Source organism: Bacteroides xylanisolvens XB1A (genome assembly GCF_000210075.1).
Classification (GTDB): Bacteria; Bacteroidota; Bacteroidia; order Bacteroidales; family Bacteroidaceae; genus Bacteroides; species Bacteroides xylanisolvens.
Map to the genome: position 1 here is coordinate 4,250,012 of NC_021017.1, position 14,709 is coordinate 4,264,720.

The window sequence follows — 14,709 nt, forward strand, 5'->3', positions numbered from 1 at the left end:
GTTCTGCCCCGTTATAAGCATATTATTACCAAGTAGTTAAATATAAAGCAAAAAACAGATGATGGCAAACAATATCGCATCATCTGTTTTTGCTTAGAACAATTTATTTCTCCAACAATCGATATCGTCTGATGGAACGGCTATCCATAACATTTTTTTAGGTCGTGTACATGCAACATACACAATGCGGAGTTCTTCATTATTGTCAACAGAATACTTTGCAGGATTATTCAAAATCGTTGCATAGTTCGTGCTGACGAGGATGTAAATTAAACTGTGTCATCAAAGAATAAAATATTAACTTTGCTAACACAGTTTTTTTTATGAAAGAAGAGTTTGATTTCGAGAGTATCAAGAACAAGGCTATTGAACAGCTGAAAGCAGGTAAGCCCTTGTTAGGTAAAGACGGTGCTTTTGCCCCTTTATTGGAAAGTATCCTGAATGCAGCTCTGGAGGGTGAGATGGATGCACATCTTACGGAAGAAGAACGTCAGATGGGCAACCGCCGTAATGGAAAAATGCAAAAGCAGGTCCAAACGCCATTGGGTGAGGTCACCGTATCCACTCCCCGTGACCGTAATTCAAGTTTTGATCCACAATTTATTAAGAAGCGTGAGACCATTCTGGCAGAAGGTGTTGCTGACCGTATAATCGGCCTGTATGCTCTTGGTAACAGCACACGTGAGATTAGTGATTGGATGGAAGAGAATCTTGGCAATCGTGTATCGGCAGATACAATCAGTTCCATTACAGACCGTGTACTTCCGGAAATAAAGGCATGGAAATCACGCATGCTTGATTCTGTCTATCCTATAGTCTGGATGGATGCTATCCATTATAAGGTAACGGATGAACGTGGTTGTGCTGTTACACGTGCAATCTATAATGTGCTGGGTATTGACAGAGAAGGACATAAGGAGCTCCTCGGAATGTATATATCAAGAAATGAGGGAGCAAACTTCTGGCTCAGTGTTCTGACAGACCTTCAGAACCGTGGAGTCGAAGACATTCTTATAGCTTGTATAGACGGCTTGAAAGGTTTTCCTGAAGCCATCCAAAGTGTTTATCCCAATACTGCCGTACAGCTTTGTGTCGTACATCAGATTCGTAATTCCATCAAATATGTAGGTTCTAAAAATCAAAAGGAATTCCTGAAAGATTTGAGATGCGTTTATCAGGCTGTAAATAAAGAATCGGCAGAAAATGAGCTTCTTAAGCTGGAAGAGAAATGGGGCGAGCAGTATCCTATCGTTATCAGGTCCTGGCAAGAGAATTGGGATAAGCTGTCAGAATATTTCCAGTATACTCCGGCTATCCGTAAGCTCATATATACAACAAATACCGTTGAAGGGTATCACCGTCAGATCCGTAAGGTGACAAAAAACAAAGGCGTGTTCCCATCGGATACAGCCCTTGAGAAACTGGTTTATCTTGCATACCGTAATATACGGAAGAAGTGGACTATGCCACTTGCCAATTGGGCTACAATCTCACAGCAACTGGCCATAAAGTTTGGAGAACGATTTAAATTATTGTAATTTTACGCTCGTCGGGACGGGTGGTCCCGCCCCTTGGCGCTGGCCGTTCCCCGACCGATGAGTTTTCTAAAAGGAATCAATGCGTGACACAGTTTATTTTACACTACCCGTGCTGACAGCTTTTTTAGATAGAAATACTAAAATAGCCTCCAATGTCATGCCTTTTACCGAATGAATTGTTTTCAGGTAAGGTCGCTCTTGCCGAAAGAGATGATTTACTGTTCTAAAAAGCGATTCAATACGGACATTCGCCTTGCCCAAATCAACAGTTAGATTTATGCCCGTTTGTTGAAGTTCCGTAATCCAATTAGACAGTGTATTATTCGTTGAAGGTAATTTTTGAATAAACTCAACCATTTCTGCTCTATGTCTTCTAAACCCTACTTCCCCTATTTCTTTTCGTATTGTACTTGCGGGAACATACCGTACTCGCTTTGTTATTTTATAGCAACCTTTTTCTATAAGAGATAGTCCGTCAGTATATTTTCCATGATCAATCAAATATTTTCCATATACAATATCTCTAACGCCGTAGTGTCCGTTTATCCACGGACTATTCTGTCTTGATGAGCTATCATTGTTTACTAATCCAAAGTTTGTTTCGCCAAACTTTTGTCCTCGAAATACAACTGCATATTCAGATTCATCCAATCCCATCTCATTGCATTTTTCGATGAAATGATTCGTAATTTGATTGACAGATTCCGGCGTGTCGAGATGCCCTTTAATACATGGCTCGTCTGTGTAATCCTTGTCACTTGCTATTGAACACATTTCATTTCCTGAGAAACGATTAGCTAATTGACATATTTTTTCGGAGCTACGTCTATTTTCCGACAAATCCAATGAATGCCAATCTGGATTATTGTATTTTTCCATAAATAAATGTGGACTGGCAGTATTCCATTCAAAAATTGCTTGGTCAGGATCCCCAATCAACATAATAGATTCCGCTCCATATTGAGATAATTTATCAATTATAGCCATTTGCAACTCTGTTGTGTCTTGAGCTTCATCAATTATCAATATAGGAAATCTACGGACAAGATTTTGTGTTATTGAAGGATATTTATCTAATATTCTGAATGTAAAATATATCGCATCTGCCTGATTGAACTTGCCTGCATTGAAATGTTTCCATTTCATCTCTTTCAATTCAGATATAATCTTTTTAGGTGAACCATCTTTCTTATTGGGATTATCCCAATCCGCTTTTCCGAAATGATATGACTGATATGGGGCTAATCGCAATAATTGGTCATTAAGCCCAAATGATATGAGATCGAAATAGTAGTTGGTATCACGAGATGTAATTATTCGTTCACCGTGCTTACCCCTAATATATCTTGTTTGGGTCGGATCATAATCAAACCATTTATTAAATGCGGTTCCTACTATTTCAGGACGACAATCACATCCCATAACTAAATGGGCATAAGGCAGAAATATGTAAGTATTTATAAAACTATCAATCGTCCCTATAAATGAAGGATAACCTATATTTCGACAACCGAATGTCTCTTTAAGTTCTTTTTGTATAACCTCACATGCAGTGTTGGTAAAAGATATGGCTGCAATTCCTCGGTGTCTCGATAAATTATTCTCTCGTAAAAGTTTTGCCATACGCGCAGCCACAGAGAAAGTCTTTCCACTTCCCGGACAGGCTTTCACGACAATTCTCGGCTCGTTGCAACCTACAACAGCTTGTTGTTGTGCTGATAATTGAATATCCATACTTTTATTCTGAAGGGGCTATGAACAAAATAGCATCCTTTATATAATCAGGTACATCGAACGCTACTTCGGTTTCTAATCTATCACAAAGTTGTAATGCAAATTCCGCTTTATCTTTATTAGATTTGAGTTTTTTCATTAAAGTAGAGACATTAAAATCACCACTTAAATCATCTGTTTGAGCATGTATTTTTCGATATACATCTCGCATTATAGCTTTGTTACGCTCAGATTGTTCGAATAAATCATGCTCAAGAGTGTGTGTAGCCAAACATACTTTCAGGTTATGTTTCTCTAAATCCTTTGCTTTTTGCGCTCTGTCAGATATATCTCCATTGTCTTTGGGATCGCTGTCTGTAATGATCGCACATTTCGACAATAGTCGCTTTCTCTCATCATCATTGTTAAATAATAACCCAAAATGATTGAATGCGACACCTCCGATATTGACTAATTCAATGCCACTTTTACACAAGTCGATTTTTTCGGTCAAGAATTTCTTTGCGAGAATGGGTATAATAATCGCTTCTGCGACACCTTCTACCAACAACACTCCGTTAGCAAAAAATAATTGAGCTTTTGTCGTGTCCAAGAATTTTCGCAAATGTCGTTTACTTTCTTTCGGATAATCATCTTCCGATAATTCATCAAATGAAAATGACTGTATAATACTTTGTTTACGTTGCAAAATGGAAATATTATTGACATCCGATTTAGCCGTAATTGTCGGTGAGTGCGATGTTACAAATACTTGAAGTCCTTTGCTTTGTAATTCATTTAGATACTCGAAGAAAGTATTCTGATACTGTGGATGCAAGTGTGCTTCGGGCTCTTCCACAAGTAAAGCGTTGTAGATTTCCAAAGCATGGTCTTCGCATCTGTTGATAAGATCTCCTAAGACAACGGATGTGAAAATAAGATTGTTTTCACCTAAACCATTTTGAGATAGGGTAAAGTATTTCTGTTCTTGTCCGGCTTCGACTGTTTTATAAACCGGACATTTTAATTCGATACCACGTACAACATCCGAGAACTCTCGGCCTACATAGCGCATTTCTATATCAGGATGTTTTAGAGTTATTCCTGTACCTTCAAGATGCTCATTAACTTTGCTCTTTCCTGTAGTTAAAATATGTTTCCAATCATAAGCATCATTCTCGAAGATTTGGTATAGATTTTTTGCAAGTGATTTTTTCTTTTCTTCATTCAGAGGTATGCTTTCGTTGCCTTTGTCATATTTTGTAAGTTGGTTGAATAACTGCGATGTTTTATTGTCATATGAATAAGGTCGCAGACAACTTACGGCATCTCTTAGTGGACTTAAATAGGTATAAAAGATTTCTTGTAAAGATTCATAAGGTACTTGCTGCCCTTCGTTGTCTCCACCCCATATTATTCGTTTGAAATATTTTTTCTTCCCATTATTTTCTTGGATGAATTTCAAATGCAACTGTATCGTTTGCTTGTCAGGATTGTCTTTATCTTGTGATATGAAATCATAGAAACATTCCCTTTCAATTGACGCATCTCCAAATTCAAATATCAAGTCAAATTGTATGACTGTGTTGATTTCTGAAGGATTTTCCGGATTAACATGTAAATCTCCGTCTTGCACATAAATAAAGTTATCTGGTTTACCGCATCCGAGACATATACGTAAGGCATCTATAATTGCGGTTTTTCCCGAATTATTTTCTCCAATCAGTATATTTATACCATTCTTGAAATACAAGGTGATATCATCGAATACTCTAAACTTACTAATATGCAACCGGCTTAAATACATACTCTTATAAATTTTTACATTACACAAATTCTAAATAATTTTCCCTGTTCACCACATGAAACTCTACGTGTGGATATGCTTCTTGAAATACTTTTGGAACAGTCGGCATCTTGTTCCCCCATTTAAATTCCAATGCGGTCAGATTATTAGGATTCTCTTCGATAAGATCAATCTCTTGTTTATCGTAAGTACGCCAAAAATAGAACTCCTTATGCAGCCCTTCGTTGAAATTCGCCTTACGACGCTCTCCGATGATATAGTTCTCCCACAATGCACCAACATCCTGCCGAATAGCCAATGGTGAAAAAGCACCTATAATAGCATTTCGAATGCCATTATCATAGAAATACCACTTCCCAGCTTTCGTCACCTCCTTGCGAAGATTGCGCGAGTAAGCCCCAAGACGATATATAACGAATACTTTCTCCAAGAGGTCAAGATATTTTTCAACTGTTGTTTTGCTCATGCTGAGCTGTTTACCTAACTCATCGTAAGAAACTTCACTGCCCAACTGAAAAGCTATCAATCGAAGCAGATCGCGCATCTTGCTCGAATTTTTTAAGCCGTCAATTGCTAAGATATCTTTAAGCAGGTATGCACCTACAATATCGCGTAAATAGTCTGTTTTACGTTCATAGTTCTCCATCATTACTACTTCAGGATATGAACCGTAAATTAAACGGGCTTCAAGATTCTGACGAGTTTCAAAAGGGGTTTCTATTTGTGCTATTTCCCGTTGCGAAAAAGGAGTAAGTAAAAATTGCGTACTGCGACCTACCAACGGTTCACCAGTCTTATTCAGTAAATCGAATGATGAAGAACCACTTGCCAAGACGCTTATTCCCGGTATTTCATCAACTATCAACTTCAGAATACTACCGATTTGTGGTATGTTCTGTGCCTCATCAATAGCCAGCAAATCAATACCATCCAGCAAATGTCGATAATTGGCAATTGAGCGATTCTCCAAAAGTGCTAATGTGTCGTAGTCTTCACCGTTGAGCATCATAGTCCTACCTGAATAGTTGTCCACAATTTTACGCATCATTACCGTTTTACCAACACGGCGGGCACCAAAAATTAATACTGCTTTATTGGGCGCGATTCGTGCAGTAATCTTCTCTTGAAGTATTCTATTTACTGTTTCCATACCTTTATGAATTATAGTGCAAAGATAATCATAATTTTTTAATTGGCGAATTTTACACAAAAAACAAACTGCAAAGTGGCGATTTTTATAGATCAATCTTAAAGTAGTTGTTTCATCGTTCGTAGTAATTATAAATGCTAATAGCACTAATTGTTCTATTATTTCCCAGACATAATGTTTTGCAGTTTATCTTTATCGGATTGAAAGGTTTCATATAGAACTAATTAGTATGTAATCAAATATAAACTAAAAAGACAGGAATACATGCATCCTGTCTTTTTATTTATAATGGATATTTTTTATCTTCTCATGCGCTCCATTTCTTCGTCGCGGAGCATTCTCTCGTTCAGTTTCTCCTGCATTCTGTTAAGGAAATAGGTGCGGCTTTCGTTCTTCCGGCGTTTGATGTCTATATAGAAGCGGTAGCAGTCCTTTGATTCAACCCCGAAAATCTTGTAGAGAAGCGGGGCCAGCTGTTTGAGCGGCATGTTGCCGTTGTTGATGCAGCCCATCTCGTTGATGCCGTAGATAAGTTCCACGAGGTCGATGGCGTTGCCCGTCCATTGCAGGGGTGAGGCGGGATTTTCGGTTGTGTTGTCGGAGGATGTACGGATGGGGATTAGTGGTGGCACTTGGGGAGCGGCAAGGAACTTCTGCATCTTCCTCACGAAAGAGAGTGCCTTGCTGATGTAGGCTGCAACCTCCCTCTTTTCTTCGGGAAGATTGCGCACGGGATGGTGCTGCAACTCGATTTCAATGTAAGCCAGCGCAATGATGGTGCGGTTGGTGTCCACATTGCCGCTGCATAGTTCGATCACTTGCGTGGCGAAAGCCGTGTATGCCGTTTCCATATTGCAGTCCCCGGCTTCGTTTATACGGCGGAAGAACTCGGTTTCCGCCAATAAGAAATAATTCATGTCCTGTCAATTTTGAAATTTTACACTCTGTTTTTCGGTATGCGCACATGAATATGATTGGCAAAAAGCGTGTACATAAAAGAAAAAATCCGGCACGCTCTCTGCAAGGTGCTGGATTTCAGTGTGATAATTTCTCAATTTATTTATCCGACAGGAATTGTATTCAGCTTAAAGTGTTCATTTACTGAACATTCGTCCACTTTCCGGACATCAAACGCACGCTTTATAGATATGGCGGACCACTCCGTTGCGGTACACCTTCTGTGAGGTCAGCGTCCATTGTCCCTGTGGCAAGGCGGACTGGAAGAAACGCTTTCCCGTTCCGGCAATGAAAGGAATCGTGTAAAGTATGATTTCATCCACCACACGCATACGCAGCAGCCCGTTGATGTAGTCCGCCTTTTCAGGAGTGACTTCTGCCAGATAGCAGATGTCTGTTGTGGATTTCCGCCATTCGTCAAGCATAGATATGGAATAATCCGGTGTGATATGATAAAGGGCGTTTTCCCTTATCTTATTGATGCCGCAATCTTCAAGGCGCAGTTCCTTATACGCTTTGCAACATAACTCGGAGCTTTGACAACCGTCCATCGTGAGGACGGCAAGAATCTGTACTTTACCCATTATCGTTTCCTTTCGTTGGGCAAGGACAAAAAAGTAGCGTGCAAATCACACTACTTTCGAGCGACGGCTCTGGTAAAGCCTTTTACGGAGAGTACGTGAATGCACGCTATGCGTAGGCATAGCATAAGCATCACGCAATCGTCTCCGTAGTGTCAATTTACCAGATTTTCGCTCGAAACGCCTTGCGGTCTTATGTTATATATAGGCGGCAAAAGGCTCTGCCAGTCGCCGTTACCTTCTAATATGTCATGCAAAGATAGCCATTTTCAGCGAATTGCGGGCTATGGTTGCTCAAATTTATACTTCAATCCATATTCTTCCAGTTTATTATAGAGTGTTGTCCTGCCTATTCCAAGCAATTCGGCAGCGACCTTCCGGTTCCCGTCAGCCTGCTTCAAAGCACGCAGAATCCGCTCTTTATCTTCCTCATCGTTGCGTAGGGAGAAGCCGGTAATAGAGGTTGTTTCGGTTATCCCAAGTTCCAGATGCTCTTTCGTGACAAGTCCCGTCTGTGCCTGCAACACCGCGCCCATGATTTTCTGCCGAAGCTCGCGCACGTTGCCCGGCCATGAATGGGTCAGCAACGCTTTCCGTGCTTCGGAGCTGAATCCGCTAACCTTGCACTCCAATTCATTATTGGCAATCTCGCGGAAAAACTCTGCCAGCGGCATGATGTCTTCCTGACAATCACGCAGCGGCGGAACGGTTATATCGAAGTCGTGCAGACGGTACAGCAAGTCCTGCCGGAAACGCTTTTCATTGACCGCCTTTTCCAGATTCTCGTTGGTGGCAGCGATAATACGGACATTGAAACTTCTATCCGTCCTGTCACCAACGGGGCGGTATCGCCGCTCCTGTATGGCACGCAGAAGCATCTGTTGGGTTTCCGGTGCGAGGTTGCCCACTTCGTCCAAAAACAGCGTGCCGCCTTCGGCTTCATGGAAATATCCTTTCTTGGCACTGTCCGCACCGGTGAATGCGCCTTTGACGTGTCCGAAAAATGCCGATGGAGCAAGCTCTTTGTTTAACGATCCGCAGTCCACAGCCACGAACGGCTTGCCGGAACGTTTGCTTTTATCATGCAGATGGTGGGCGATATGCTCCTTGCCCGTGCCGTTCTCTCCGAATATCAGTACGCTCATGTCGGTTGGTGCTACCAGCCTTATCCGGTGCATGATTTTCCGGAAGGCGGAACCGTCACGGGCAAACACGGGCATACGGCTCCGCCCGATATTCCGCTCTTTCAGTATGGTACGGAGAAGAGGCACGAGTTTGTCCTCCACGAGTTGTTTGGGTATGTAGTCCAGCGAGCCGAGTTTCATACTTTCAACCGCCGTATGCACTTCGGCATAGTCGGTCATGATGATGAACGGCTGCGTCATACCCTCTTTGCGCATCCAACGCAACAGGTCGATACCATTGCCGTCAGGTAGGCGCAGGTCTGAAACCACGATGTCCCCGTCAGCGGCTTGTTGCAGAAGTTTCCTCGCTGTCGAGAGGTGGAAAGCCTGCACGGTACGGAATCCCTCACGTGCCAGCAGGTTACAGACAAACTCGCAATACACGATGTTGTCCTCCACCACGATGATTTTTATCTTATCCATTGTTGTATTTCTTCCTTTCTTCTTTTGCCAGCCGGATTATCTCCGAACCCTTATCCAGCACAGCTCTTACGGCATTGCCTATTGCTTTGTCGTCAGGTGTGCCATTGTGATGAATCAGTTTATAAAGTTCCCTCAACGGTCTGTCGGCACGGAGTATCTCCCAAGAGCTGCGCAGGTGGTGTGTTAGGGCGTCCAGTTCCGGAAGGTCTTTCCGTTGTTCCGCATACCTGAGCGACTGCATTTCCTTTTCTGTTTCCGTTATCAATTTCTCCAGCATGACGGCTTCATTGCCGTAGGATAGCAGGGAGGTGAAACCCGGCTTTTCATTTTGTGCCGCATTCATGGCGCATTTATTTGAAATCTCCATCAGTTCAGATATGGAGAACGGCTTGAACAGGCATTCTGTGAATCCATGTTCTATAAGTTCCTCTTTGCCGCAACTGCCCGAAGCGGTTGTCACGATTACCGGGATATCCCTTGAATTGCCAACGTTGGAAGTGCGCAACAGTTCCAGCAACTCGAAACCGTTTATATCCGGCATATTCAGATCCGTCAGAAGAAGGCTGTATTCCTTTTTTCGTATCAGTTCCATCAGCTCCGCAGCATTGGTGCAGGTATCGCAGTGTATCCCTTCCTGTGCATACATTTCTTTCAGCATCAGGAGCAGCACTTCGTCATTGTCGATGGCAACCACATCGTGGAATGTATGGTTATGATGAACCTGTGTTTGATTTATCCGTTCCGGTAGTTCCTCGGCTGTCTGCATGGGGATTTCCACCGTGAAACGGCTACCTTTGCCTTTATCGCTCTCCAGACGGATTGTGCCGCCGAGCATTGTCACAATACGCTGAACAATGGAAAGACCTAATCCGAAGCCATCCTTTGCGGCAGCGTTTGACAGACGTTCAAACGCCCCGAATACCCGTTGCTGTTCCTCTTCGGTCATACCTGTACCCGTATCTTCGACGATAAGTTTCAGCAGACCGTTATCATAATCTGCCCGCAAAGAAACACTGCCGTTCTCCGTGAACTTGATAGCGTTGGACAGCAGGTTGTTCCCGATTTGCAAGATGCGTTCCTTATCTGTACATACAAAGGCATCCTTGTGGCAATGTATTGTCAGAGTCAGTCCTTTGTTTATGGCGATTGGCATAAACTCCGTTTCGAGCGTATGTGTGATTGCGGAAATCCTACATGCGGAGAAATTAGGCTGTTCCTTGCCGTTGTCCAGCCGGAAAAAATTCAGCAGGGTGTTCAGCATTTCACGCATGCGGTCAGAAGATTCCTGAATGTTTCGGATATACGTCCCGGTTTTATCCGTATTGCAGTCTTTCCGCATCAGTCCGGCATAACCCGTTATTGCCGTCAGTGGTGTACGTAATTCATGGGTAATGGTATGAACGGCTTTCTTGCGAGAGGCTATCAGTGCCTCGTTTCGCTTTGCCATTTGTTGCAGTCGCTCAATTAAATCTGCGGTTTCCTGTTTATATCGCTTGATGCGGTTGGCATTTCGGTGTATGATGATATATGATATGACCAGTAGCAGTATAACGAACCCTGTCAAGCCCCCAATCTGAATGAACGACCGTTCCCGCATGGCTGTTATCTCGGCTTCCCGCTTTTGTAGGTCAGTTTGTACTTTCCCGTCTATTTGAACAACCAGTCCTTGCAGTTGCCTGTTAAGTTCCGCATTTCGTGCGGCAAGGCTATCGGCATGAACCGATAAGCGACGGCTTTGCGCCTGTTGTTCGGTTCTCATATTCCGGTTAAAGGAACGGTGCATCGTGGTAGTCACAGTTGGTTTCGCTTCTTCCTTTTTGCCGAAGATGCCCAAGAATCCTTTTCGTTTAGGTTTCTTGGGTTGTTCTTGCACACTTTTCTGCGCGATTACGGGTACTTGACGGGGTATCTTATCGTTGATGGCTTGTTGCTGTTCAAGTATCTGCACGATTTGGCACATCTGCCGTTCCTTATCTTCGAGAAGATGGCGTACGCTGTCTATACGCTCTGCCGGATAGGTAGCTTTGAAACGGCAGAGCATACTGTCCATTGCCATACGCTGTGCATGGTAATGTTCGATATCTTTATCGTTCCATTCCAGTATTGTTTCACCAAATAGAGAGAATTTTATCATTTGAATATTGATATTGTTTATCTCTTTTCGGAACTCGTCTATTTTTTTATTGTCAAGTTCTAATGCTTCTATCTCCTGCCATTCATAGAAGCTATTATATGCTATACATCCGATAAGAACGGAGATAAGTATATACCCCAACCGTATTGTCTTATAGAAATTCCTGGATCGTTCCATTATTTTGATGATACTGATTTTTCAAACATGAATAAAAGTTTATCCTTTTCTTCCATACGGGTATTATCAGAATAACCGCCTTTTGTTATTTGATACCCACACGGCTTAACCATAAAAGTGCCTAAGCCTTTAGTGTATGAACTTACTTCTGAGGCATAGTCTTTACTTGTATTTAATGGAACTTTCCCTTCAATAAGACACCACTCATTATTACAACTGATACCTTTAATCTCAGACATCATTTTTTGCAGATCTGTAATAGCTTTGGAACTTGCTACTTGTGGTATCTGTAACTCAAAATAGAGCATCGGTTCGAGAATATCCACTCCTGATTGTTGCAAAGCCAACCTGAAGACATAAGGAGAAAATTGTCTAAAATCGGCAGGGGTACTTATCGGACTATAATAAAGGGCATAAGTAAAGGTTACTTTCAAATCCGTCACTTCCCATCCATGCAATCCCGATTGGCAAGACATACGGATTCCTTCAAAAACGGCATTTTGAAAAGAATGGTTCAGATAACCAAAGGAGATTTCACTTTCGATTTGCAACCCTGACCCTATCGGTAAAGGTTCAAGAGTCAGTCCTATGGAGGCCCAGTAAGGGTTGGGAGGGACTTCGATATGGATAATCTTATTCACCTTCTTTTTAGGTCGTTCTTTGTAGATAGTCTTGATTTCATCAAAATGGGGCTTTACGGAGAATCGTTCTTCCAGCAATGTTTGTATGATTTCTTTTTGGGTTAAACCATATAACGAGATTTCCAATTCATCACTATATGAATTTATGGAAAAGGACAGAGACGGGTCTTCAATAAACAATACATTTAGAGCGGATATCAACTTGCTTCTCTCTTCGGGCTTGTCTGGTCGGACAGAAGATTTGAGGGCGGGATGCTGATGAGATAATCCTTGAATCAGACAAGGTTTAACACCTAAATAATCTCCGATTCTTAATTCTTCTATATCTTCTATAATTGCGATATCATTAGCAACCACTTCATCAACATTTATCTCTTTGCCCTGATAAATGGTTTTTAGATTTTTAATCTTGATGAATTTTTCAGAATCATTGACTTTTATAACGGTTCGAAGTCTCAGCCTTCCGTCAATAATTTTTAGAAAACTTCTTTTATGCCCTTTGGGGTCATGTTCTATTTTATAAAGATAAGCTGAAAGTCTATTGGGGACTGATGCCGGAGGAAATATAAAAGAAATGATGGCGTCTAACAACTCATTGATGCCAATATTGCACATTGCTGATCCATGCAAGACCGGATAGGCTTTGGCTTTTGCCACAAGAGCGATTATCGCATTCCAATAATCTGCCGGTAAGATTTCTTTATCCGCCAAATATAGTTCTAATATATCGTCGTCATGGTTGCATACAAATTCTTTGTGTTCTGCCCTTATATCTGTTGGGGTGCAAATCGGGTAAACGACTCCATCGACAACCGTTTGCATAAACAAGACGTCTTGCGACAGATTTGTTTTTATGTCCAGATATAAACGCTCAAGATTTACGCCGGCACGATCAATCTTATTGATAAATATAATTGTCGGGATTTGCAGTTTTTGCAAAGTCTTGAACAGCAACTTTGTTTGTGCTTGTATGCCTTCCTTTGCCGATAATATGAGGACTGCACCATCAAGCATTTTGAATGTCCGCTCCACCTCTGCAATAAAATCCATGTGTCCCGGAGTGTCAATGATATTGCATTTCACACCATTCCAAACAATAGATGTCGTAGAAGCCCGAATAGTAATTCCTCTACGTTTTTCTATATCCATAGAGTCTGTTATGGTGTCACCTTTATCAACACTGCCGCGCTTTTCCGTTGCTCCGCAGGCAAATAGCAGATTTTCGGTTACGGAAGTTTTTCCTGCATCAATGTGAGCAAGAATTCCTAAATTTATAATGTTCATTTGATTAAGCAATAATATACTACAATAGATGCATTGCCGAAACGCACCTTTTAATACCTCCTCGTAGCATGTAGAAAACTACAGGATTCTTAACTCGTATTAATATGTATATTATTACTGCCGCATAATTGAACGCAAATTTACGAAAAAAAAGTTCCCTGACAAAAGCACAAAGAACTTTTTTAATCTATACGTATTTTTATTTGGTATTATTAATTTGTTATTTGATGATGAGGGCTATTCATATAAATGTAGGTTAAATTTTTCTGACCATTTCAAACTGTTGTCCTTTTGGGGTAAGTCCTAATGATGACAAGAAACCAGTGACTGATTCACAATCGCAATCAACATTAGTAAATTTGAGTACATCGCTTTGAAAATGACTGACAGCACTTTTAAGCAAAGACTTGCCTATTCCTTTACGCCGGTAATCTTTTGCAACTGCGAGGGATGAAATATCGCCAGATGCCGGTTCAAAGATAACAAATCCGACAAGTTCTTCTCTTTCATAAGCTCCCAATATGTCCAAATTGTCGATTCCGCGTTCCAGTGAAGCCCTGTCATTTTGCCATGAAGGATGAAAATCGAACCAGGCCGTTTGGTTAAGGCAGTTTTTTAAATCCGATGGGAGTATGCGACATGCGGTATGGTTTACTTGCAATACAGGAACAATATCGCTCAGTTTGGCAGAGTAGTAGTTGAAATTTCTCTGTGTTTCAAAGCCTAATTTGCGATATATTTTTATTGCTTTGTGATTGTGTTGCAAAACTTCCAGTACATATTGCCGAACTCCTTGTTGACATATCAATTCGAGGCTGAAAGTGAATATTTTTTGGGTTAGGTGTAATCCCCGGAATGAAGGTACGGTTCCCGTCCCTGTGTCATAGGCAGTCAAGATGTTGTTGTACATGCCTGTTCCGTTAAGCACAAAAGAAATCAGCCGTCCTTCGAAAAATACTCCGAAAGATAGTTGTGGATTGTATCCTCGTCGGTCGAGCATGCGTCGCAATTCATCCGCATTCAAAGAGAAATCATAATCTTTGAATGCAGATGAGAATGCCGCATACAAATCTTTGAAAGAAACGGACTCTAAAGAATGAATGATGATTCCCATATCGGA

10 protein-coding genes are annotated in these 14,709 nt (G+C 41.5%); 1 reads left to right on the forward strand and 9 read right to left on the reverse strand.

The features are described 5' to 3' along the window. Nucleotides 1–323 precede the first annotated feature (323 nt). Nucleotides 324–1,538, forward strand: a complete 1,215-nt coding sequence (locus BXY_RS16260) for an IS256 family transposase (protein WP_015532452.1) — start codon at nucleotides 324–326, stop codon at nucleotides 1,536–1,538. Nucleotides 1,539–1,631: 93 nt separating this feature from the next. Here BXY_RS16260 and BXY_RS16265 read toward each other — a convergent pair whose 3' ends face one another. The 9 genes from BXY_RS16265 to BXY_RS16305 all read right to left on the reverse strand — a co-directional run bounded on the left by BXY_RS16265 (nucleotide 1,632) and on the right by BXY_RS16305 (nucleotide 14,703). Continuing rightward, nucleotides 1,632–3,272 (reverse strand): UvrD-helicase domain-containing protein, encoded by a 1,641-nt coding sequence (locus BXY_RS16265; protein WP_015532453.1) that lies wholly within the window; start codon nucleotides 3,270–3,272, stop codon nucleotides 1,632–1,634. Between the two features lie 4 nt (nucleotides 3,273–3,276). Beyond that, the gene (locus BXY_RS16270) at nucleotides 3,277–5,058 is read right to left on the reverse strand and encodes an ATP-dependent nuclease (RefSeq protein WP_005944191.1); all 1,782 of its coding nucleotides are present in this window, start codon (nucleotides 5,056–5,058) and stop codon (nucleotides 3,277–3,279) included. Nucleotides 5,059–5,077: 19 nt separating this feature from the next. Next, on the reverse strand, nucleotides 5,078–6,208 hold the full coding sequence (locus BXY_RS16275) for an ATP-binding protein (RefSeq protein ID WP_005944193.1): 1,131 nt from the start codon (nucleotides 6,206–6,208) through the stop codon (nucleotides 5,078–5,080). Between the two features lie 299 nt (nucleotides 6,209–6,507). Beyond that, nucleotides 6,508–7,125 (reverse strand): RteC domain-containing protein, encoded by a 618-nt coding sequence (locus BXY_RS16280; protein WP_005944195.1) that lies wholly within the window; start codon nucleotides 7,123–7,125, stop codon nucleotides 6,508–6,510. A gap of 210 nt (nucleotides 7,126–7,335) precedes the next feature. Then, entirely contained in the window at nucleotides 7,336–7,749 is a 414-nt protein-coding gene (locus BXY_RS16285) for a dihydrofolate reductase family protein (protein WP_005944197.1), read from the reverse strand. Nucleotides 7,750–8,030: 281 nt separating this feature from the next. After that, a complete protein-coding gene (locus tag BXY_RS16290) occupies nucleotides 8,031–9,353 on the reverse strand; it encodes a sigma-54-dependent transcriptional regulator (protein WP_005944275.1) in 1,323 nt (440 codons plus the stop codon). Next, nucleotides 9,346–11,664 (reverse strand): hybrid sensor histidine kinase/response regulator, encoded by a 2,319-nt coding sequence (locus BXY_RS16295; protein WP_005944277.1) that lies wholly within the window; start codon nucleotides 11,662–11,664, stop codon nucleotides 9,346–9,348. The genes BXY_RS16290 and BXY_RS16295 overlap by 8 nt, the downstream gene beginning before the upstream one ends. Next, nucleotides 11,664–13,589: a tetracycline resistance ribosomal protection protein gene (tet, locus tag BXY_RS16300; protein ID WP_015532454.1), complete on the reverse strand. Its 1,926-nt coding sequence runs from the start codon at nucleotides 13,587–13,589 to the stop codon at nucleotides 11,664–11,666. The genes BXY_RS16295 and tet overlap by 1 nt, the downstream gene beginning before the upstream one ends. A gap of 256 nt (nucleotides 13,590–13,845) precedes the next feature. Beyond that, complete coding sequence (locus BXY_RS16305) at nucleotides 13,846–14,703, reverse strand: GNAT family N-acetyltransferase (RefSeq protein ID WP_005944281.1); 858 nt, start codon at nucleotides 14,701–14,703, stop codon at nucleotides 13,846–13,848. Between the last annotated feature and the right edge of the window lie 6 nt (nucleotides 14,704–14,709).